Source organism: Teichococcus globiformis (assembly GCF_042646265.1).
GTDB lineage: Bacteria > Pseudomonadota > Alphaproteobacteria > Acetobacterales > Acetobacteraceae > Pseudoroseomonas > Pseudoroseomonas globiformis.
This window is the reverse complement of the sequence record NZ_JBHRTN010000004.1, coordinates 397,952-419,477: the sequence shown is the minus strand read 5'-3', so window position 1 is coordinate 419,477 and position 21,526 is coordinate 397,952. Positions and strand designations below refer to the sequence as shown.

The following is a 21,526-nucleotide window of genomic DNA, read 5'->3' as shown; positions in this document are numbered from 1 at the left end:
GGCCCGGTGCGCCCGGGACAGGTGCAGGGCCGCTCCGCCCGGTGCGCCGACGATGCAGGGCATCGCGGCGCCCGGTCACCGAGCCCCTTTGGCGGCGGTCTGGACGGGTGGGCCGCTGATCAGCTCCCTGATGCGGCTTGCCAATGCCTCCAGTGCGAAGGGCTTGGTCATGACGTGCATGCCGGGCTCGAGCTGGCCGTTGCCGACCACCGCGTTCTCCGCGTAGCCGGTGATGAACAGAACCTTCAGGTCAGGACGGAAAGCGCGGGCCGCATCCGCCATCTGGCGCCCGTTCATGCCGTTCGGCAGGCCGACATCGGTTACCAGCAGATCGATCCGCGCGCCCGAACGCAGGATGCCCAGGCCGGAAGCGCCGTCGCCGGCTTCCACGGCGGCATAGCCGAGATTCTCCAGTACCTCCGTAACAAGCATGCGGATCGTTGGCTCGTCGTCGACCACGAGCACCGTCTGGCCCGTTTCGGCGCGTGGCGACCGCGCGAGTGTAGGCATGTCCTCTGTCGCATCCGCTTCACCGACGTGACGCGGCAGGTATAGACGCATCGTCGTGCCGTCGCCGACCTCGGAGTAGATCCGGACCTGCCCACCTGACTGGCGGGTGAAACCGTAGATCATCGAGAGACCCAGGCCCGTGCCCTGGCCCAACGGCTTGGTGGTGAAGAAAGGATCGAAGGCGCGGGCGATCACGTCGGGAGGCATGCCGGTACCGGTATCCGTCACGCTGACGATGACGTACTGGCCCGGCACCATGTCGCGTTCCCGCGCAACACGAGCGTCGAGCCATGTGTTCGCGGTCTCCACCGTCAGGCGGCCGCCGCGCGGCATGGCGTCGCGGGCATTGATGGCGAGGTTCAGCAGCGCGTTCTCCAGCTGGTTGGGATCCACCAGGGTCGGCCACAGCCCTGTGGCCCCGACAACTTCCAGAGTGACGGAGGGGCCGATGGTGCGCCGGATCAGTTCCTCCATGCCGGCAATCAGCCGGTTCACGTCGGTGGGCCGAGGGTCCAGCGTCTGCTGGCGGGAGAAGGCGAGCAGACGGTGCGTCAGGGCGGCGGCACGCTTGGCAGCGCCATCGGCGGCTGCGACATAACCGTCCAGCTCCTTGAAGCGCCCCTGCGCTATGCGGGTGCCGAGAAGTTCCAGGGCGCCGGTGATGCCGGTCAGGAGATTGTTGAAGTCGTGGGCGATGCCGCCGGTAAGCTGGCCCACGGCCTCCATCTTCTGTGCTTGCCGCAGTTGCTCCTCGGCACGCAGCAGCTCCGCGGTGCGCTCCATCACCTGCTGCTCCAGCGTATCGGTCAGGGCGCGGAGTTCGGCGGTAACCCGATCGCGCTCGGCTTCCATGGCGCGCCGCTCCTCCACGTCGAGAACGACGCCTAAGAAGTTCAGCGGCTTGCCGTCCGGTGCATGGTTCACGCGGCCATTGGCCTCGATCCAGTAGAATCGTCCATCAGCCCGTCGGACCCGATACCGATGTGCGAAGGATCCGCCGCGGGCGATCACCTCGTTGATGGCGGCCGCCAACCCAGGCTTGTCGTCCGGGTGGACGGTTGCCACGACCTGTTCGAGCCCGAGGCCCACCCGTCCCAAAGCGGGGTCCAGACCGAAGGTGTAGGCAGAGGCCTCGTCAACCGTGAAGCGGTCGGTCGGCAGTTCCCAGTTCCAGGTACCGATAATGGCGCCCGCCGCAAGGGCAAGCTGCACGCGCTGGATGTTCTCCTGCGCCAGCGCCTCGCTGGCTTGCAGGGCGCTTTCCACCATCCGCGTCCGGGTCAGGTCGAGCATGGCGCCGATCATGCGCACCGGCCGGCCTTTCTCGTCCCGGATCACGTAGCCGCGGTCCAGCACCTCGGCGTAGCGGCCGTCGGATCGACGGAAGCGGTATTCGCCGGTCCAGTGTTCGCCGATGCCGTCGATCACCGCGTGGATGGCGTCGTGGATCCGGGCGCGGTCCTCGGGGTGGATCTGGGCGATCCACCAATCGCCGGTCGGATCCACTTGCCCGGACTTCCAGCCATAGGCGGCTTCCAGCGCCTCGTTCCAGGAAACGCTGTTGGTCCGCTGGTCCCAGTCCCACACCGCGTCGTTGGTGGCCTGGGAGACCAGCCGGTGCCGTTCGGCGAGCGCGTCCAGTGCCGCGCCCGCCGCGTGCTGCTCCGTGCGGTCGCGCAGCACCTTCACGAAGCCGGTCGGCTCGCCCGCCTCGTTCCGCAGCGGCGTCATGACGCCGCTGGCCCAGAACCGCGTGTTGTCCTTGTGCAGGTGCCAGCGCTCATCATTGGCGCGCCCGCTTTCCAGGGCGATGCGCATTTCCACCCCGATCCTGTCGGTGGCCCGATCCTCGGGCGTGAAGAAGCGCTCAGTGGTCTGGCCCAGCATCTCGTCCTCGGTCCAGCCGAGGATGTTCTCCGCGCCGCTGTTCCATCGGGTCACCCGCCCCTGAAGGTCGGTGGCCACAATGGCGAAATCAGTCGGGCTGTCGACGATCTGCCGGTGGCGGGTGGCGTCTCCGCGCTGCGCGGCGAGCGCCTTGTCGCGCTCCGCCACGGTGCGGCGCAGTTCGAGCTGGCTCATGACTTGGCGCGCCAGGGTCCGGAGCGCGAAGCGCTGCACATCGGTGAGCCCTTGCGGCCGGGGCCGAGTATCCAGCACGCAAAGCGTGCCGAGCGGGAGGCCCTCAGCCGTGCGGAGCACTTCGCCCGCGTAGAAGCGAAGCCCCGGGCCCGCATTGACCAGCGGATTGCAGGCAAAGCGCCGGTCCTCGAGCAGGTCCGGGATGACCAACTCGCCCTCGCTCAGAAGGAGCTCGGCGCATATGGCATTGTCGAGAGGCATCTCCCGCACGCCGAGGCCCACCTCCGCCTTGAACCACTGGCGGCCGGCGTCGATCAGGCTGACCGCCGCGATCGGAGCGTCGAGCAGGCCGGATGCCATGCGAACCAGATCGTCGAAATCCTGTTCCCTCGGCGTGTCGAGCACCTGGTACAAATTCAGCGCGGCCAACCGGTCGGCTTCGGTCCAGTCGGGCCCCTGGTGTGCAACGTCCATGGTCTTCAGATGCTCCTGGAACCGCACTCCGCAACACTGCCAGGAGCCTCGGAATGCCGGAAAGGAACCCTGCCGGTGAGCAAGCGCAGCGTCGGGGGCTGCAGGATGCTCTTCTGGGCCAGTGCAATGGCAGGGGGGGTGCTGCGTGACGTGATACACCCTGGGTCGTAGCTAAGCCACCGGGGATCACTGGAGCGGATAAAGCGGCGGTATCATGGCAGAGCTATTCTGGGGATCCACGATGCCTCCAGCGCCAGGTAGGCTTGGCCGTGCCGTTCAGTGACCGCGAGGATGCCGGGCCTCGTGCAGGATGCCCAGCCTGTTCTCCGCTCGTGCCATATGACGAGGGCGTTCGGCCGCCGGCAGGTGGAGCCGGCGCTGCTTCCCCTGTCACCGGGCTTGCTCAAGAGCGAATGGATGCCGTTCGGGCTCATGTGGAGCCAGTTTCTGTCACGATCAGATCCATGGGAATGTCATGAAGCTGCGGGTGGATCGTTGCGATGCGCGAGATCTCGAACCCCACCCCGATCGTGCGCGGCCTGACGGGCCGAGCTGCCAGCGTGCGGTCGTAGAAGCCGCCTCCGTAGCCGAGGCGAAATCGTCGACGGTCGAAGCCGACCAGGGGAACCAGCAGAAGATCGGGCTCCACCGGGTCCCCTGTTGCCGGGATGGGGATGTTCCAGGCACCCTGCGCCATGGGCTTGCCCGGCCACCATTCGCGGAAGACCAGGGGCGCCGCCCTGCCGGCAACAACCGGAAGAGCGAAGCGCCGGCCTCTCGAATGGAGGGCCCGCACCAGAGCGCGAGGGTCATACTCGCCCTTGAACGGCCAGTAGAACCCGATCAGGGACCCACTGCAGCGTGACAGGATATGCTCCAGGGTTGCCGTGATCGCCTCGCTGCGCGCTGCCCGGCTAACTGTCGTCAGGCCCAGGCGCCGGTCGATCAGGGCCATGCGCTTGGCCTTGCGCCAGAGCCGGACCTCTTCCCAATCCTGCGCGGCAGAAACCTTGGGCCCCGGCGCCAAAGTGACACCAGGTTGAAGATCCTGGAAGGATGTATCGAGTTCGTGCAGCAGGCAGGCGGGCGAGCTGTACCCCTTGAGTTCGGCCCGCTCGTCCTGCGGAAGGTTGCCATGTTCGGGGGGCTTTTCCTTGCTGCGGTCACTCATCGCTGCCGTGCCTCCGCTTGCGATCCCATGGACGCTCTTCGAACCATGGTCGGTCGGCGGGCCGTGCAGCAACACTCTCTCGCACCGGCGCGCCCAGCATTGTGCCAGGGGGAACATCCATTGTTCTTCGAGCAGCAGCTCTCGGTGCCACCCCACGCCTGCCACGCAGACCTTTCTGAAGGTGGACGGGAGGCGGTCCGATCCAGAACGCCTCGGAATCATCCTTCAGAGCCGGGGACGGTGGAAGCTGACCACATCCCGAAGGGTGATGATGGTGCGGAAGGCCCTGACATTCGGGTCGTCGTGGAACACCTCGCGCGTAAACCTCTCATACGCCCCCATGCCGCTGACCTGAAGCTGAAGGACAAAGTCAACCTCGCCGGTGACGTACCATGCGCCCTGGACCTCCTGCCTCCCGCGAACCTTTTGCTCGAAGGCGTCCAGGGCCGCCGTGCCTTCCCGCTCCAGCGACACCAGAACATGGATGGTGAGTGGCGTGCCCAGCACCGACGGGTGGACCAGGGACACGTCCGCGACGATCACGCCGTTCTTCCGCAGGTTCCGAAGGCGCCGCAAGACCGCGCTCTCGGACAACCCGACCTGCCGGGCCAGCACCCGAGCGGATGTCTGGTTGTTCACCCGCAAACATTCCAGCAGCGCCTGATCGAACCGGTCAAGTATGACGTTTTCCACCATATCACCCCCTCGAAAAGACTGGATCCGCCGTAGGGCGCTTCCATTTCAGCGCCAAACGCCATCTGAATTCGGCCATAGTTCATCTTATGAAGGTTCCCCCAGCACCCCGTCAGGTCGGTGGCAGCATTGCTTCCGAGCTCGCTCGCCTCTCCGCCCAGTATGCCCCCACGCCGCTGCTCGATCTGCCGCAACTGGCCGAACGGCTGGGCGTCGCACAGGTCCTGGCCAAGAATGAGGGTCTACGGATGCTGGGCAGCTTCAAGTCGCTGGGCGGCACCTATGCCGGACTGCGAGCCCTTGCCCGCGCCGCCAACACTGATATCGCGGGGCTGATCGCAACCCGCCCGCCCAGGCAGCCCGCCCTGGTCTGCGCCAGTGACGGCAATCACGGCTTGGCTGTCGCTGCCGCAGCCCGCTTTGCTGGGGCCTCCGCGCGCGTGTACCTGCACAGCGGTGTTCCCCAGGCCCGTGCCAGACGCATCGAGGCCCAGGGTGCCGAGGTGGTGTGGGTGCGAGGCACCTACGACGACGCCGTGGACGCCGCGGCCGGGGCAGCGCGCGAAGGCGCGGGCATCCTGGTGGCGGACACCACCGACGACCCGGAAGACGCTGTCGTGCGGGACGTCATGGCGGGTTACGGTGTCATGGCAGAGGAGATCCGTCACCAAGTGGCGGAAGCAGGTTATCGTCGTCCCACCCATCTCTTCGTGCAGGCAGGCGTCGGTGGCCTGGCGGCGGCCATGGCGCAGGGCCTCGAGGGATGGCTTGCCGCTCCCGGCAGCATGGTGGTGGTGGAGCCCGAGGCGGCCCCCGCCGTGGCCGCCGCGCTGGCGGCCGGGCGTCCCGTGCGGGTGGAGGGCGACTTGGACACCACGGCCGAGATGCTGTCCTGCGGTGAGGCCAGCGCCCCCGCCCTCGAGGTGCTACGGCGGCACCGCGTCCAGGCCCTGTGCGTGCCAGAGGTCCTGCTCGACGAAGCGCCCTCCGTGCTGCGGTCCTGCGGCGGGCCCCTCACAACCTCTTCCGGCAGCACCGGCCTTGCCGGAGCGATGGCGGTGCTGGGGGGAAAGCTCTCGCTCGGCTCGGATGCGCGCATCCTGATCCTGGTCACCGAGGCGGCACTTCAGGACGAGGATTGACTTCGGCCGGCACGGATCATCAAGGCCACGAGCCGGACAGCGGAGAACGCGATGACAGTGGATGAAGCCCTTTGGGACGAGCTGCGTGCCTGGCGCCGCGACCTCCATGCCCATCCGGAGTTCGGCTTCGAGGAGCACCGCACCGGCCGCCTGGTGGCGGAGCGTCTCCGATCCTTCGGCTTCACCGAGGTTGCCGAAGGCGTGGGCGGGACGGGCGTGGTGGCGAGCCTGACGCGCGGCAGCGGCAAGCGCTCGGTCGCGCTTCGCGCCGACATCGACGCGCTGCGCATTTCCGAACAGAGCGAGCTGCCTCACAGGTCGACCAATCCGGGCGTGATGCACGCCTGCGGCCATGATGGGCATACGGCCATGCTGCTGGGTGCCGCCAAGATCCTGGCCACCGAAGGCGGCTTCAACGGCACGGTGCGCTTTCTTTTCCAGCCCGCGGAGGAATGGGGCAGGGGCGCCCTGGCCATGCTGGCGCAGGGACTGATGGACCGTTTCCCGTTCAACGAGATCTACGGTCTGCACAACATGCCGGGCTTGCCTGTAGGCGCCTTCCGGACCCGCGCCGGAGCGGTCATGTCGGCGGAGGACAATTTTGAGATCGTGCTGCGCGGCTTGGGCGGCCACGCTTCCAAGCCGCAAGGCGGGCGCGAGGTGCTGGTGGCCGCCTGTTCCCTGGTGCTGAACCTCCAGACCATCGTTTCCCGGCGCGTGGCGCCGACGGAGGCGGCGGTCGTGTCCGTCACCGAGTTGCTCACGGACGGCACCCGCAACGCGCTGCCCGGCACGGCCCGCATCCTGGGCGATGCGCGAAGCTTCCGCCCGGAGGTCAGCGCCACGATCGAGGCGGAGATGCGCCGCATGGCCGCCGGAACCGCCACCAGCTACGATCTGGCGAGCGAAGTGACCTACACGCGCGAGTTCATTCCCACGATCAATGATTCGGAAGCCGCCGCAGCCGCCCTAACCGCCGCGCGAACTGTCATGGGCGGCGGGAACGTCCGTGAAGCACGTGAGCCGAACACGGGATCGGAGGACTTTGCGCGCTTCCTCCAGCATGCGCCAGGCTGCTTCGGCTTCATCGGCAACGGCAAGGATTCGAAGCCGCTGCACCACCCGGAATACGACTTCAACGACGATGCCCTGCCGCACGGCACAATGTTCTTTGTGCAAATCGTCCGCGACCGCTTACCCCTACGGGAGCCCGGGCCTCAACAGATCTCCACATGAAGCCAGCCGCTTGCCTGGCGGACTGAGAGGCCCGGGCAACATGGGCGGAGACGCCGCCGCACGGCGGAGTTCAAGATCGGCATGAGCACCCCACAGCAAACACCCGGGAACGCGGATGGAACCATGAGCCTGAAGGCCGGCCGATCGGATGGCTCTTTGTTGTCAAACGCTTTGCAGCGATGCGGCCGGAACGATGAGAAGGAAACCCATCTCAACTCTCGGAGCAGGGTGCCTTGCTCAGAATGATGGGCGGCGCTTGCCGCAGGGGAACGCCAAGGCGCGAACTTCATCCATCGACGTCCTGCACCGCGAACACCGCACTTGATCAGCCTTTGCACGAACAACCGCCGCAGGCTTCAGTGCCTACAGCCGTCGGATCACACGGCGGGCCGGCAGTTCGACGAAGTAGTGCAGGGCAGCCGAGAGCATCAGCAGAAGCGGCACGTAGAACTCCAACGAAAGAAGAGCCTGATCCTTTGCCGCGACAACCTTGAACAGAATCATGTGCAGCATGTAGATGCAGAAGCTTACCTCGCCGAGCCAAACAAGAGGCCGGAAGGCGAGAAAGCGCCCGCCTACGCCGCGCCCGCCGGCAAAGACCGCAATCAGGATGGCGAATAGCAGGGAGGATCCGGCTGGACCATACCATGGCTGGGCCCAGCCGGGGATGACGTACAATCCGACACGATCGAATCCGCCACCCGGCATGAACCAGAAGGCCGCCGCCAGGATGGCCGCAAACTCGACATTGCTCCAGCACACAAGGGAGAAGCTCCGCCGGCGAAGGTGTCGATCCCACAGCACCCAGGTCGCCATGCCCAGAACGAACTCCAATCCGCGCACAGCCGGGTTGGTGTAGATTCCGGAAAAAAGGGTCAACTCGTAAACATTGTCAGATATTACCGGGAGGCCGGCGAGATAAAGCGCGAAACAGATGCTGAACGCGAGGATGAAGGTGTAGCCGAGCCAGATTGGCCACGCACGTAGGATACAAGGAAGAAGAAGCGGAAACGCCATGTAGAAGAAAAACTCAGTTGAAATGCTCCAGGACACAGCATTCCAAGAGAATCCGTACGCCATGTATGGCACGGCTGCGTGTGTGAGCAGCAGGTTGGAAATGGCCGTCCAGACTTCGGAGAACCACCCGACCCCGTGAAAAGTAGCCGGCGTCACGAGAGTAGCTGTCAGGAGAAAGGTCGCCGCATGAACTGGCCACACTCGGGCCAGGCGCAACTTCAGGAATTGCCAGTAACCAACCTCGGGTCGGTTACTATAAACGTGCATAAGAATGAAGCCGGAAAGTGCAAAAAAGAACGAAACGCCAGAAATCAAAGTAGCCGGGGCGTCTCCCAGGAGAGGCCAGGAAGTATATAGCTTTGCATGATAGATAACAATTGATGCTGCCGCGAAGAAGCGCAGACTTGTCAGCGCCGGCAAATCCTCGACATCAGTCTTCATATCGTCTTGGCGTCCCGGGCCTGTGCCAGCATGGGTGTCGCACGTTCCCATCAATAAGGCCAGATCGTGATGCAGAAGGCTTCAAGATGTGGCCGAGGCGCCGGCAATAAAGGCGGGTGGTACATGTGAGAAGTCCACAGCGCCTTTTGTTCTCAACCCGTCGGAGCGAAGACGTCGCCTCCTTGCGTGCAGTGAAGCAATGCATCTACTCAGATCCGCCTTGCTTCCCTTCTCACCAAAGCCAGTTGGCGTTATCATCCCAAGATCAACGGTCGAGCACGCAGGTACAAATTGCAAAAGAAAGCTGGTAATTTGTCATCGAACGGTGCTTGGCAGCATGCATGCAAAATTTGCTGCCACCATGGCTTGCTTCCTCTCCGAAAGCGCAGTGATGGCGTGACTGTGCTTCGATGTGAAGAGTGCACGATGGGAGTCATCGAGATCATCCCGGACGATCTCTCCGTCTTCTATGGTGACCAGTATTACGGGACAGGTGCTCAGGGCGACGAAGTGCATACTCATGGCTATAGCCATTATGACTACACGGCCGAGCACGGGGTCAGCTGGGCCGCCGCACTGATCAAGCTGCTTTGTCCAAAAGGTTCCGTGTTGGACATCGGTTGCACAAACGGACATCTGTTGCGCAAGTTGGGGCCGGACTACGAGAAGTACGGAATAGAAGCCAACAACGAGATGATTCGCGTGGCCGAAAGCCACGGCATCACGGTAATAGGCAACGACGTCCTGAACGAAGAGCTGCCCGCTCGTTATGCGGGAAAGTTCGATGTCATATCGTCTATTGCGACCTATGAACATCTCAGTGATCTTCGGCTCGGCATTGAATACTCCCTCCAGATGCTTCAACATGATGGGGTTTTGCTGTTCGAAGTCCCACTGTTGTCTGAAACTGGCAACAACGACATCTGGTTCTCATCATCGCTGGAACACGTCTGGTACCCGTCGGAGGAGGGGCTGCGGCGGCTCATCGAGAATGAGCTGGGGTGCCATCTTATCGGCTCGGAAATACGGATCCGGAATTACGGCTCCAACTATGTTGGGCTGGTTGTTCGCGATGCGGCCAAGGCGGCAAGGATTGCCGGCTTGGCTTCCCGTGTCCTGACGCGAGATGCGGAGGCCAAGTCGCCGGACGAACGACTGGCACGCATGCAGGTCGGAATGATTCACGCTGCTCATACAGCGCATGAAGATGTTGATGCGCTGACATTGATGGCTGCTGAAGCCTTCAATCCGATGATGCTGCGTCGCCTGGCTGATCTTTGGCAGAACGATCTTTGGCGCCTGCGGCTGCTCGGCGAAGAACAGCAAGCCGCGGCGGCCGCTCTCCACGATGCGCAGACGGCTTTGCGCCACACGGAAGAGGCTTTGCGAACACTTCCGGCGGATGCCAGGCGGAACGAGATTGAGTTGACGAGGGAGTTGATCGCAGTCAGGCAGCAGTTGCGCGACGCTGCGACTTCGGCGCCGGCTGCCTTTCAGGCCGGGCACCCAGATGCATCAACGCAAGCCGTGCCGCTTGCCGAGATCTCGGGGGAAGCGCTTCCAGGCACTCAGCCCATCGTGGCGGGCGCTGTTCCAGCTTCATCGAACGAGGCGGAGCCTGCCGCCGTCCTTGGCGTTGATCTGAAAGTGATGGACATAACAGGGCATCGGCCTGAACCCTTTGCCGCAATTGACGGCGCGTGGCCGGCAGACCGGCCGCTGGTCAGCGTTATCATCACATCCTTCAACTACGGCAAGTTCGTGGAGGATGCGATCAACTCGGTTCTTCGGCAGACGTTCCGCAACCTGGAAGTCATCGTCGTCGAGGGTGGATCGTCGGAACCGGATTCGCGGCTGCGGGTGGCGGAGCTCGATCGTTCCCGCGTGCGGGTGTTGATGCAAGGCGGTGGGCATCGCGCGGGAGCAAACCGCAATTTCGGAATTAGTCAGGCACGAGGTAAGTACATTTGCTGCCTTGATGCGGACGACATGCTGCGCCCGACCTATCTCGAGAAGGCTCTATTCCTGCTCGAGCGTCATGGCTTCGATGTGGTTTCCGCCGCGTTGCAGATGTTCGGTAAGGAACAGACCGTCATCCACATTGTCGAAAGGCCTGACCTCGATGCAATCCTGGAGGGGAATCACGTTCTGACCTGCGCTGTGTTCAGGCGCTCACTGTGGGAAAAAGCCGGCGGATACCGGGATACAGACCGTACGGTCACGGGCTATGTTTATGAAGACTGGTCTTTCTGGGTCCGCTTGGCTGCGCTGGGTGCCCGCTTCCTGAATCTGGCCTTTGATCCGCTGCTCTTGTACCGCGTCCACGGCACAAGTCTGAGCCGACGGTCTGACGTTGTGCCGGTGACGCGTCAGCGAGAGTTGATCCGCATGATGAATGCCGATCTGATAACGTCGGAAGCTATCGAACGATCCAGTCGCAGCGCTGCGCTCAGGCCAGCCACACCTCTTGCTGCGCTGTCTCGCGTCTTTCTTGAGCCCCGGAACGATGATGGCCGGTCCGCAGGCAAGCCGGTTCTTCTTCTGGCCATGCCGTTTCTCATCCTGGGTGGAGCGGAGAGGCTCCTGAGCTCCGTCGTTGGCGCCCTGACTAGCCAAGGATGGCGCGTCATCATTACCACCTCGATCGCTACCGACGAGGTACATGGCGATACGACAGCCTGGTTTGAGCCGCATACGTGCGAAATCTTCCATTTGCCGAAGTTCCTGCCGCGGGAGTACTGGGACGACTTCCTCGGCCACCTTGTGGAATCGCGGGGCGTCGACTTGCTTTGGATCGTCGGCAGCGCCTTCGCCTACGACAATCTGCGCACTCTGCGGCAACGGTTTACCCGCCTCCAGGTGGTTGATCTTCTCTTCAACACGGTTGGCCATACCGAGAATAATCGCCGTCGCCGGGACCAGATCGATCTCACCATCGTCGAGAACGAAGATGTGCGACGCTGGCTCCTTGAGCATGATGAGACTGACGACAGGATCCGGTTGATCGAGAGCGGTGTGGATCTTGATCGGCTCCATCCAGGCCTGCGCTCGCAGGAATGGCGGGAAAAGGTCAGCCAGAATGACGGTGACATCATTGTCGGGTTCTGTGGACGGTGGTCTGAGGAGAAGGATCCGCTTGGCTTCGTCGAAATCGCCCGACGAGCGGACCCGTCCTGGCCTGTTCGCTTTATCATGACAGGGACCGGCCATCTCGGCCCGGAGATCAGGAATGCCATCGACGCTGCCGGCTTCCCGGCAGGACGGTTTCAGCTCCTCGGGGAAGTGGACGACATCAGCACTGTTCTGGCTTCCATCGACTTGCTTGTGGTGCCGTCAAAACTGGACGGTCGCCCTGTGGTGGTGATGGAGGCTCTTGCCGTTGGCACGCCTGTTCTCGCGTCGGAGATCGGCGGCCTGCCTTCCCTTGTTCGGCAGGGTCGCACCGGGTGGCTTCGCGAGGCCGGTGATGCAGACGGCTTTGTCGATGTCATCGCTGAGGTGGTGACCAATCGCGAAGTTCTTGCGCCCATGCGCGTCATGGCCCGCGAGGACGCCGAAGAGCGGCTCGCCCTGCGTAAGATGTTGGAACGGTACGAGCAGGCCCTTCTTCATGTTCTTCCGGCGCAGCAAGAACATGGTTGATGAAGTGCCTGGGCCTCGGATGGCGGTCTTGAGCTGGCTTCGTCGTGTACGGCCGCTTGCTTCTCGGTGCTGGCCTTCGGGCCAGTCGGCACAATCCGGGATGGCAGTGTCTGACACTGGGCGGCACACTCCGAACGTTTCAGGCCTGCCTGTGCCAGGGGCGCGCCTGTCCAGGGATGTTGTGGCCCAGGCTTCGGCGGAGGGTGGGCAGATCCAGAACTCGCGTGTTCAGGAACTAGCGCCCTTGTTCGACACAGCTTGGTACCTGCGGAACTATCCAGATGTCGCGGAGGCCGGGGTCGACCCTGTTGAGCACTACCTGACCTACGGTGCGGCGGAAGGACGCGATCCCGGACCGTTGTTCAGTACCCGTTGGTACCTTGAAGCCTATCCCGACGTAGCGAAGGCTGGCCTCAATCCCCTTCAGCATTACATGGATCATGGGGCAGCGGAGGGGCGGCGGCCACTGCCTCCACCCAAACCGTCTTTCGCGGCGTTGTTCGATGTGGACTGGTACCTGAGGACCTATCCGGATGTGGCGCAGGCGGGGATCGACCCGCTCGACCATTATGTGACGCATGGCGCTGCGGAAGGTCGCGACCCGGGGCCGCTGTTCAACACCCGGTGGTACCTTGAGACTTACCCTGACGTGGCGGGGGCGGGTGTCAATCCACTTGAGCACTACATGACCTACGGTGCGGCGGAAGGACGCGATCCAGGCCCGCTCTTCAGTACCCGCTGGTACCTTGAAGCCTATCCCGACGTGGCGAAGGCCGGCCTCAATCCCCTTCAGCACTACATGGATCATGGGGCAGCGGAGGGGCGGCGGCCGCTGCCTCCACCCAAACCGTCTTTCGCGGCGTTGTTCGATGTGGACTGGTACCTGAGGACCTATCCGGATGTGGCGCAGGCGGGGATCGACCCGCTCGAACATTATGTGACGCATGGCGCTGCGGAAGGTCGGGACCCGGGGCCGCTCTTCAGCACCCGATGGTATCTTGAGACTTACCCTGACGTGGCGGGAGCTGGCATCAATCCACTTGAGCATTACCTGCTCCACGGTGCGGCGGAAGGAAGGGATCCAGGTCCGCTTTTCAGTACGCTTGGCTACTTGAACGCCAATGCGGATGTCGCGGCCGCTCGCCTCAATCCACTCGAACACTACATGAGTTATGGTGCGGCGGAGGGGAGACGACTTGTGTCCGCCGCAACCATGTTGCAGGACAGGCTCCGCAGGCCAGGCTCCGAAGCCTTAAGCGCGGCCAGGGAATTGATCGAAGCCTTCGCTTCCTCGGAGTTCGATCTGGCGCGTTTGTCGGCGGTCGCACTTGAGGACCTGCCGGTCATGGTTGATCTGCCTGCCGCTCTGACGGTCGGCTGGCGCAGGCTTTATCTGTCGCTGAACCATGTGCCCCGTGCGCTGGTCGTTGTCAGGTCGATCGATGACCGGCACTTGCATCGGCATCTGGCGTGCATCAGTCGCCACGCCGTTCACTCGAAATCTGACCTGCTGATCGTTGCTGCGGATGAAGTCTCTGCTTCCACCGGCACCAGCTTGCCTCGCGGCGTGGAGTGGCGTTCGCTGGCGGAGTTCACTGCCGACCTCGACCGTGATCAGCGCATCCAGATCGTAAAGGCATTGATCCATCATCTGCGACCACAATCGGTTCTAGTCCTGGACAGCGAGATCGGATGGGAGGTCCTGGCTCGCTATGGAAGTCGCATGCGGCGCTACGCGGGGCTTTTCGGTGCCTTCACGCGCCAGTCCGGTGCAGATGGACCTCTGAGCCAAGACTATGAGCTTAGGTACCTGCGGAGATGCGTGCCATACCTCGCCGGCGTGTATGGCGAGGACCAGGATTGGCTGGCGCAAGTCTGTCGGAGATACGGCTTGCCAGAAGTCCTCCACCGGAAGTTCCGCCTTCTTCCCTCGGGAACTTCAGACGAGGAATGGATCGCGGCCTTATCCCAGGATCCAGGTTTTCTGTCGAGAAAGAGGGCAGTTGTGGCATGAGCGGCAAACGGCCGGACATCACGGCGATCCTTAACGTGCACCGCGAAGGTGTGCTGGCCCATAGCTCGCTCCGTAGCATGCTTGAAGCACGACGGGTTGCTGCTGCAGAAGGGCTTCGGGTGGAGATCATTATCGCCGCTGATTGCCCGGACGCAGCGATGCGGGACTATCTTGACACCGTACCGCGAGCAGACGCCGAGATACTTGAATTGACGGTTGATGATCTTGGCTTGGCGCGCAATGCCGCCGCAGCGTCGGGGAAGGGCCGATACTTCGCCTTCCTGGATGGAGACGATCTATGGAGCAGCAACTGGCTCGCGCAAGCTTATCGCTGCGCTGAAAATTCCAACGAACCAACCGTGTGGCACCCGGAAGCCAACCTGTACTTCGGCGCCGAGACCAGCCCCATCTGGATGATGCATCATGATCTTGACACTGAAGCCGGTGATTGGGTGACGCTCGGACTGAGAAATCATTGGACATCGCTCAGCTTCAGCCCGCGGGAAGTATTGGAGCGAGTGCCGTACCGGCCTTCCGCTATTCGAGAGGGTTTCGGCTATGAAGACTGGTGCTGGAACGGAGAAACGGTCTCACAAGGCTTGCTGCACCGCAAGGTTCCGGGCACCGTGCACTTGGTTCGTATCCAGCCGCATTCATTGGTGAGGCGGACGAGTGCAGAGCAGGCACTGGTTACGCCTTTTTCGCTCTTTCGTAAGAGGATCGGGAGTTCCACGAAGAGCCTGACAACTGCTCATGGACGGACGGCTTCTCGACAGGCAGGCAGTTAGTCGGTAAGGCTTAAAGCATCTATTCTTGGAGAGTAGGGTGTTTGCAGGCAAAAAAGTTCTGGTAACTGGCGCGGCCGGGTTCATCGGAAGCCACCTCGTTGAGGTCCTGCTCCAACGCGGCGCCAACGTGACTGCCATGGTCCGGTATAATTCGGCTTCCTCCATTGGCAATCTGGATTTTCTGCCATCTGAGCTTCGTGGCAACTTGACTGTTCTTGCAGGCAATCTGGAGGACAGTGACTTTGTCTTGCGAGCCATGGAAGATCAGACGATCGTCTTTCACCTCGCCGCGCTGATCGCTATTCCCTACTCCTATGTGGCTCCACGCTCCTATGTACGGACGAATGTGGAGGGAACATTGAACGTGCTGGAAGCTGCGCGGCGCCTCAAGACGCAGCGCGTGGTCCATACCAGCACCTCCGAGGTTTACGGCACCGCGCTTCGCACACCCATCGATGAGGACCATCCGCTTCAGGGTCAATCCCCGTACTCAGCGAGCAAGATTGGCGCCGACAAGATTGCTGAGTCCTATTACCGGTCCTTCGACCTGCCGGTCGTCACGCTCCGGCCGTTCAACACGTTCGGTCCCAGGCAATCCGCGCGGGCCTTCATTCCGACCATCATTTCCCAGGCTCTGGAGAGGGAGGCTGTTCATCTGGGCTCTCTGACACCCAGACGTGACATGACGTTCGTGACCGACACGGTTGAAGGCTTCATCCTTGCCGGGACAACAGAGAACGTCGAAGGCGAGACGATCAATCTCGGAACGGGCGAGACCCACAGCATAGGGGACTTCGCGCACCGGATCCTGAGATTGATGGGCGTGGACAAGCCGATCGTCCATGACGCCATGAGGGATCGTCCTAGCAAGAGCGAAGTTCTGAACCTGGTATCCGATAACGCGAAAGCTGACCGGCTTATGAAATGGCGACCGACAACGTCATTGGACGACGGATTGCGCCGGACCATTGAGTTTGTGTCGGCTCATCGTGAGTTGTACGCACCGGCAACCTACACGGTTTGACGGAACGGGGGGCGAGGAACATGCAGGCGATCATCATGGCTGGCGGAAAGGGCTCGCGATTGCATCCCTACTCAGCCCTGTTTCCTAAGCCCCTCATGCCGCTCGGCGACAAGCCTGTCCTCGAGATCCTTTTGCGGCAGTTGCACGCGGCCGGCGTGACCAAGGTTATCATCGCCGTCAATCATCTGCGGCATTTGATCGAAGCCTTCTTTGGCGATGGCTCCAGGTTCGGACTTTCGATCACTTACAGCGTAGAAGACAAGCCTCTCGGCACGGCTGGTCCGATGGGGCTGGTGATCGACAAGCTCGACGACAACTTTATCCTGACGAATGGGGATCTTCTGACGACGCTCGACATGCGCCGGATGATCGAAGATCACCAGTCCAGCGGCGCTGCCGCGACCATCGGGACGTTTCGCCGGGAAATCCGGTCGGAGTTCGGGCTGCTGGACGTCGATGACCAGATGAGGATGGTCGGCTATCGCGAGAAGCCTGTTTATCAGCAGCTGGTCAGCATGGGCCTCTATGTGTTGAACCGTGACGCGGTGCGGCGGTGGATCGTGCCGGGCGAGTACCTCGACATGCCGGCCTTGATGCAATCCATGTCCGCGTCCGATAGTCTGGTGCGCTGCCACCAGCAGGATTGCACCTGGCTCGATATCGGCCGCCCGGACGATTTCGCCGCCGCGCAAAAGCTCGTCGAGCAAGAGCCCGCGGCCTTTCTGGCACCTGTTGTCGCCTGATGCGCCTGCTGCTGACCGGGTCCAGCGGCTTTCTCGGGCGGCACGTCCTCGCTGCGGCGGCTGCGGCCGATGTCGAGGTCATCCGCGCGGTCCGCGCGAATGAAACAATCGAAGAGAATGTGCTGGCGTTAGGCCCCGCTCCCTGGACGCGCGAGGTGTTTGAACGCGCCCTGCAACTCAGCCAGCCCGATGTTGTGGTGCATTGTGCCGGTATTACCCACGCGGAAACCACTCAGCAGTTCTTGGAAGCGAACACCTTACCGGCTGCTGCGATGTTGGACGCCGTCGCGCAGGTGGCGGCTCCACCCCGTGTCATCCTCTTGGGGTCGGCGGCCGAGTACGGATTCATCGGCGCCGATATGATGCCCGTCCGGGAAGATCATCCTTGCCAGCCTCGTAGCGCCTACGGCATCTCGAAGCACTCCCAAACCTTGTTGGGACTGGCGGCTGCAGAACGTGGTCTGACGGTGTTGACGGTCCGGCTGTTCAATGCCGTCGGCGTCGGTATGCCCTCGGGCCTTGCGCTCAGCTCTTTTGCCCGGCGGATCGCAAGGGCTCTGAAAGATGGAAGTGTGCTGCGCACCGGAGACATGACGGTCGCACGCGACTTCATCGATGTGGCAGAAGCAGCGAAGATCCTCGTGGCTCTTGCGGATTGTCCTGGCTGGCCATGGCCTGTGGTGAACCTGTGCAGTGGTCATGCTTTCAGACTGGGGACATTGATGGAGACGATGATAGCGGCCACGGGCCGACCGCTTCGAACGGAGATCGATCCCCGATTGCTGAGGCCGGGCGACATGCCGGTTTTGACAGGTAGTGTTGAGCGGCTGGCGGAACTCGGTCTTCGTCCCCAAGGGCCTCAGTTTGACCGACTGATTCCACTCTTGCTCGCTGAAGCGCAGGCTGCTGTCTAGTAAATCTCCGACGCCGCTGCGTTTTCGCGTGTCTTCTACAACTCAATCCACATGAACGCACCACAGGACGCATCATGCACCTTGAGAAGCGAGTTCTGATCACGGGGGGTGCAGGCTTCCTGGGGTCTCATTTGGCTGAGCGGCTGCTGGAAGCCGGCCATCAGGTACTTTGCCTGGACAACTTCCTAACCGGAAGCCGACGTAATCTCGAACACCTCTTCGCTCATAAGCGATTTGAACTATTGCGCCACAATGTGACCGAGCCTGTTTATTTGGAAGTGGACGAGATCTACAACCTGGCCTGCCCGGCTTCTCCCATCCACTACCAACGGGATCCGGTGCATACGACAAAGACCAGCGTGCTGGGTGCAATCAACATGCTGGGCCTTGCGAAGCGCCTGCAGTGCAAGATCCTCCAGGCGTCCACCAGCGAAATTTACGGCGACCCCGTGGTTCATCCACAGACGGAGGACTACTGGGGGAACGTTAATCCGATAGGGCCTCGTTCCTGCTATGATGAGGGAAAGCGTTGTGCTGAAACGTTGTTCTTCGACTATCGTCGGCAACATAACCTGAATATCAAGGTCGCCCGTATTTTTAATACTTACGGGCCGCGGATGCATCCGAATGACGGCCGTGTGGTATCGAACTTCATTGTGCAGGCCTTGCTCGGCAAGGATATCACGGTCTTCGGAGAAGGTCGTCAGACAAGGTCCTTCTGCTATGTTGATGATATGGTTTCGGCGTTCATTGCGCTAATGGGCACCTCGTCGGAGGTCACCGGCCCGGTCAATCTGGGCAACCCGCATGAATTCACAATCGCCGAACTTGCAGAGAAGGTCATCGAACTGACTAACTCCAAGTCCAGGATTATTCACTGCCCGCTGCCGCAGGATGATCCAAGGCAGCGAAAGCCCGACATCAGCCAGGCCCGAGACCTTCTCAACTGGAAGCCTCAGGTTTCTCTTGATACCGGATTGCGCAGAACAATTGCCTACTTCGATGAACTACTCGCTTCTACCACACCGTATGGTCAGATGCTGGCGCCACGGTAGGGCTGCCTTCTGAACAATCAGCATCAAGGCGAGGCCTACGCACAGGTGCGCCTCGCAGGTTCCGTCCACGAGGCTACTTACGTTAAAATCGCGAAGGAAGATGGATGGCGCCGATGCGGAGCGGGCATTGCTGATGACGAGAAGCAGAGCCTGCCGGCTGAGCCATCCCGCACAATGGCAGGAGTTTCGGTGAACCACCGAAAGCTGGATGACTTGCCTTGCTTGCCCGGAATCGCCCCGGTGGCGCTTGCGAGACGGCATCCGGCTCTACGCTGACATCCTGCCGCCTTTTGAGGCCCGGGCCGCTGCGCCGAACATGCTGGCACAATGGGACTGGCATGGCGCCTTGCCTCGCGGCGCTCTAACTGCTCCTCGGGCTGGACGAGCTTCCTGGCGCAGTCTGTGGCTGGCCTGATGACTGCACGCCGCCGGCTCCTCGCCTTCCGCAGGATTGTACTAACAGGTCCAGCGCTTACCTGAGTTAGGGTTCACGGTGATGCTGGTGCAGCCTGTCCGCCGGGAGCAGGCATGAGGTCGGCGTTGAGGCTCTGAGGTCGATGGGCGATCGTGATGACGTGGCGAATTGTTGGACCACGGTGATGCTGTGGCCAGCCTAAGACCGAGCAGTGATCGCCAGGGGCATGGCGGGGCTTTCGCCGCGCAGGGTGATGTTCATGGGCAGCCGGAGGTCCTCATTCGTGTGCAACCTGTACAGCATGACGTCGAGCCAGCAAGCCATCCGCGATCTTATGCAGGTCATGGAAGACAATGTCGGCAATCTGCCGCCGCTGCCTGCCATCTATCCCGACAGCATGGCCCCGGTGGTCCGCCAGCCCGAGGGTGGTGAGCGTGAGCTGACCATGATGCGCTGGGGCATGCCAGGCCCGGAGCAGTATGGCGGCCATCCCGTGACGAACATCCGCAACACAGCCAGCCCGCATTGGCGTCGCTGGCTCGGCACGGTGAACCGGTGTCTGGTGCCGGTGACCTCCTTCTCGGAATGGGAAGACACAAAGCCCAGGAAGACACCGGTCTGGTTCGCCCTGTCAGAGGAGCGGCCGCTCTTCGCCTTCGCGGGCATTTGGACGAGGTGGAGGGGCATGCGTGGCACCAAGGCGAACCCGGTGGATGGCGAGCATGAACTCTACGGCTTCCTCACCTGCGAGCCGAACGAGGTGGTGGGCGCCATCCATCCCAAGGCCATGCCAGTGCTGCTGACCACGCCGGACGAGTTCGACACCTGGCTTGAATCGCCCTGGGATATTGCTCGGCAGCTCCAACGGCCGCTTCCGGATGCTGACATGCTGGCCGTCGCGAAGGGGAGCCGGGCGGATCCTGCGAATGGCTAGAAAGCTTCGCCGCTTCCGCGAAGCTAGCCATCGCTGAACCGCGCCTGGTGTCCTGCCTACGCCGACTGCGGGATAACGCTGATCAACTCATCCTCGCCAGGCGCCTTGGCTGGCTTCAGCCTGAGCGCCTGGTCGGGCTGCACATGGCGACTGCGTTGGAGAGGCTCCAGCTTCACCGTTTCGCCCGTGTCCAGCGAGCGCTCAACAGCCGCCAGCACGCGCATATCGAACAAGCCTTCCTCGCCATCCGCCTCGGGGTGGCAGTCGTTGAGGATGCAATCGGAGAAGTACTGCGTCTCGTTGCCGAATTGCTCGACCGGATCGAAGCTATGCTCCCGGCTGCCGTCGCCGCTCTTCTCGACATAGGAGATGCCGGTCTTCGGGCCGAACATGAAGCAGGGAGAGGCATGGATGCTGGCCTTGGTGCCCATCAGGTCGAAGCCTTCCGAGGCGGCTGTCGCGTAGCTGACGGTGAACTGGGCCACGCGCTCCCCGGGAAAGGCCAGCGTCACTGCCACCGTGTCATGGAAGTTGAAGCCGCGACCAGGCGTCCTGGTACCCACCGCATGGACCGAGATCGGCTCCTGGCCGAACAGGTTGCGCACCGCGTTCAGCGGGTAGGTGCCCATGTCCGGCACGGGGCCGCCCCAGTAGCCGTTATGGCCGCGCGAGTTGGCCTCCGCGACGTTCTGCGTGAAGGTGGACACGAAGCTGCGCAACTCGCCAAATTCGTTGCCGCGCGCCCGGGTGATCATCTCAACCGTGCCCGGCTCGTGGTGCAGCCGGTAGGCAATCATCAACTTGGCGCCGCTCTTCTTCTGTGCCGCCAGGATCGCCTCGGCCTCCGCCATGCTGGACGCCATGGGCTTTTCCAGCAGCACGTGGATTCCCGCTTCGAGCGCCGGGACGGTGTATTGCATGTGCAGGAAGTTCGGTGTGGCAACATAGACGGCGTCGATCTCGCCCGAATGCAGCAGTTCGTCGTATTGCTCGTAGGACCAGGCCCTGATCTTGTAGAGCTTGGCCAGCTTGTCGGCCTTGACCGGGTCTCCGGTCACCAGTGCCGCCAGCTCGGAGTTATCGGTGCGGCCAATCCCCGGCATGAAGGCCTGCTGGGAGATCTGCCCACCCGCCACGACGGCGTAGCGGACCTTCTTCTTGTGCCCGAACATGCGATTCTCCTTCCGGGAGGTGTTGCGGCAGGGATGGCGGTGTCAGCGCGCCGTTCCTG

The 21,526-nt window shown here is 62.4% G+C and carries 15 protein-coding genes; 10 read left to right on the top strand and 5 right to left on the bottom strand.

The window, feature by feature from the left end:
- Positions 1–75: 75 nt before the first annotated feature.
- The 3 genes from ACFOD4_RS03840 to ACFOD4_RS03830 form a co-directional block, all read right to left on the bottom strand.
- On the bottom strand, positions 76–3,066 hold the full coding sequence (locus ACFOD4_RS03840; protein WP_379594497.1) for a PAS domain-containing protein: 2,991 nt from the start codon (positions 3,064–3,066) through the stop codon (positions 76–78).
- A 430-nt stretch (positions 3,067–3,496) separates the two neighbouring features.
- Positions 3,497–4,237 (bottom strand): 5-formyltetrahydrofolate cyclo-ligase, encoded by a 741-nt coding sequence (locus ACFOD4_RS03835; protein ID WP_379594495.1) that lies wholly within the window; start codon positions 4,235–4,237, stop codon positions 3,497–3,499.
- A gap of 225 nt (positions 4,238–4,462) precedes the next feature.
- Positions 4,463–4,933, bottom strand: coding sequence for an Lrp/AsnC family transcriptional regulator (locus ACFOD4_RS03830; protein ID WP_379594493.1), 471 nt, complete (start codon positions 4,931–4,933; stop codon positions 4,463–4,465).
- Positions 4,934–5,019: 86 nt separating this feature from the next.
- Between ACFOD4_RS03830 and ACFOD4_RS03825 the strand changes: the two genes are divergently transcribed.
- Both ACFOD4_RS03825 and ACFOD4_RS03820 read left to right on the top strand, forming a co-directional pair.
- Positions 5,020–6,072, top strand: coding sequence for a pyridoxal-phosphate dependent enzyme (locus ACFOD4_RS03825; RefSeq protein ID WP_379594490.1), 1,053 nt, complete (start codon positions 5,020–5,022; stop codon positions 6,070–6,072).
- A gap of 51 nt (positions 6,073–6,123) precedes the next feature.
- Positions 6,124–7,308, top strand: coding sequence for a M20 aminoacylase family protein (locus ACFOD4_RS03820; RefSeq protein WP_379594488.1), 1,185 nt, complete (start codon positions 6,124–6,126; stop codon positions 7,306–7,308).
- 363 nt (positions 7,309–7,671) lie between these two features.
- On the opposite strand, the gene ACFOD4_RS03815 is transcribed toward ACFOD4_RS03820, so the two are convergent.
- Positions 7,672–8,766, bottom strand: coding sequence for an acyltransferase family protein (locus ACFOD4_RS03815; RefSeq protein WP_379594486.1), 1,095 nt, complete (start codon positions 8,764–8,766; stop codon positions 7,672–7,674).
- A gap of 426 nt (positions 8,767–9,192) precedes the next feature.
- Here ACFOD4_RS03815 and ACFOD4_RS03810 point away from each other — a divergent pair, with 426 nt between their 5' ends.
- From ACFOD4_RS03810 to ACFOD4_RS03775, 8 genes are all read left to right on the top strand, one after another.
- A complete protein-coding gene (locus ACFOD4_RS03810; protein ID WP_379594484.1) occupies positions 9,193–12,408 on the top strand; it encodes a glycosyltransferase in 3,216 nt (1,071 codons plus the stop codon).
- 505 nt (positions 12,409–12,913) lie between these two features.
- The gene (locus ACFOD4_RS03805) at positions 12,914–14,422 is read left to right on the top strand and encodes a hypothetical protein (RefSeq protein WP_379594482.1); all 1,509 of its coding nucleotides are present in this window, start codon (positions 12,914–12,916) and stop codon (positions 14,420–14,422) included.
- Complete coding sequence (locus tag ACFOD4_RS03800) at positions 14,419–15,210, top strand: glycosyltransferase family 2 protein (protein WP_379594480.1); 792 nt, start codon at positions 14,419–14,421, stop codon at positions 15,208–15,210. Before ACFOD4_RS03805 ends, ACFOD4_RS03800 begins: the two co-directional genes overlap by 4 nt.
- Before the next feature lie 37 nt (positions 15,211–15,247).
- Entirely contained in the window at positions 15,248–16,234 is a 987-nt protein-coding gene (locus ACFOD4_RS03795) for a GDP-mannose 4,6-dehydratase (protein ID WP_379594478.1), read from the top strand.
- A 20-nt stretch (positions 16,235–16,254) separates the two neighbouring features.
- The gene (locus ACFOD4_RS03790) at positions 16,255–16,977 is read left to right on the top strand and encodes a nucleotidyltransferase family protein (RefSeq protein ID WP_379594476.1); all 723 of its coding nucleotides are present in this window, start codon (positions 16,255–16,257) and stop codon (positions 16,975–16,977) included.
- Positions 16,977–17,891 carry an NAD-dependent epimerase/dehydratase family protein gene (locus tag ACFOD4_RS03785; protein WP_379594473.1) on the top strand — a complete coding sequence of 305 codons (915 nt, stop codon included), beginning with the start codon at positions 16,977–16,979 and terminating at the stop codon, positions 17,889–17,891. The genes ACFOD4_RS03790 and ACFOD4_RS03785 overlap by 1 nt, the downstream gene beginning before the upstream one ends.
- A 74-nt stretch (positions 17,892–17,965) precedes the next feature.
- Complete coding sequence (locus ACFOD4_RS03780; RefSeq protein ID WP_379594471.1) at positions 17,966–18,946, top strand: UDP-glucuronic acid decarboxylase family protein; 981 nt, start codon at positions 17,966–17,968, stop codon at positions 18,944–18,946.
- 698 nt (positions 18,947–19,644) lie between these two features.
- The gene (locus ACFOD4_RS03775) at positions 19,645–20,295 is read left to right on the top strand and encodes an SOS response-associated peptidase (protein ID WP_379594469.1); all 651 of its coding nucleotides are present in this window, start codon (positions 19,645–19,647) and stop codon (positions 20,293–20,295) included.
- Between the two features lie 56 nt (positions 20,296–20,351).
- Here ACFOD4_RS03775 and ACFOD4_RS03770 read toward each other — a convergent pair whose 3' ends face one another.
- Positions 20,352–21,467, bottom strand: a complete 1,116-nt coding sequence (locus ACFOD4_RS03770) for a Gfo/Idh/MocA family protein (protein WP_379594466.1) — start codon at positions 21,465–21,467, stop codon at positions 20,352–20,354.
- Positions 21,468–21,526 lie beyond the last annotated feature (59 nt).

Coding starts and splice junctions, on each gene's coding strand:
- ACFOD4_RS03840 (WP_379594497.1), bottom strand. CDS start 3,066: ATGGACGTTGCACACCAGGGGCCCGACTGGACCGAAGCCGACCGGTTG.
- ACFOD4_RS03835 (WP_379594495.1), bottom strand. CDS start 4,237: ATGAGTGACCGCAGCAAGGAAAAGCCCCCCGAACATGGCAACCTTCCG.
- ACFOD4_RS03830 (WP_379594493.1), bottom strand. CDS start 4,933: ATGGTGGAAAACGTCATACTTGACCGGTTCGATCAGGCGCTGCTGGAA.
- ACFOD4_RS03825 (WP_379594490.1), top strand. CDS start 5,020: ATGAAGGTTCCCCCAGCACCCCGTCAGGTCGGTGGCAGCATTGCTTCC.
- ACFOD4_RS03820 (WP_379594488.1), top strand. CDS start 6,124: ATGACAGTGGATGAAGCCCTTTGGGACGAGCTGCGTGCCTGGCGCCGC.
- ACFOD4_RS03815 (WP_379594486.1), bottom strand. CDS start 8,766: ATGAAGACTGATGTCGAGGATTTGCCGGCGCTGACAAGTCTGCGCTTC.
- ACFOD4_RS03810 (WP_379594484.1), top strand. CDS start 9,193: ATGGGAGTCATCGAGATCATCCCGGACGATCTCTCCGTCTTCTATGGT.
- ACFOD4_RS03800 (WP_379594480.1), top strand. CDS start 14,419: ATGAGCGGCAAACGGCCGGACATCACGGCGATCCTTAACGTGCACCGC.
- ACFOD4_RS03790 (WP_379594476.1), top strand. CDS start 16,255: ATGCAGGCGATCATCATGGCTGGCGGAAAGGGCTCGCGATTGCATCCC.
- ACFOD4_RS03785 (WP_379594473.1), top strand. CDS start 16,977: ATGCGCCTGCTGCTGACCGGGTCCAGCGGCTTTCTCGGGCGGCACGTC.
- ACFOD4_RS03780 (WP_379594471.1), top strand. CDS start 17,966: ATGCACCTTGAGAAGCGAGTTCTGATCACGGGGGGTGCAGGCTTCCTG.
- ACFOD4_RS03770 (WP_379594466.1), bottom strand. CDS start 21,467: ATGTTCGGGCACAAGAAGAAGGTCCGCTACGCCGTCGTGGCGGGTGGG.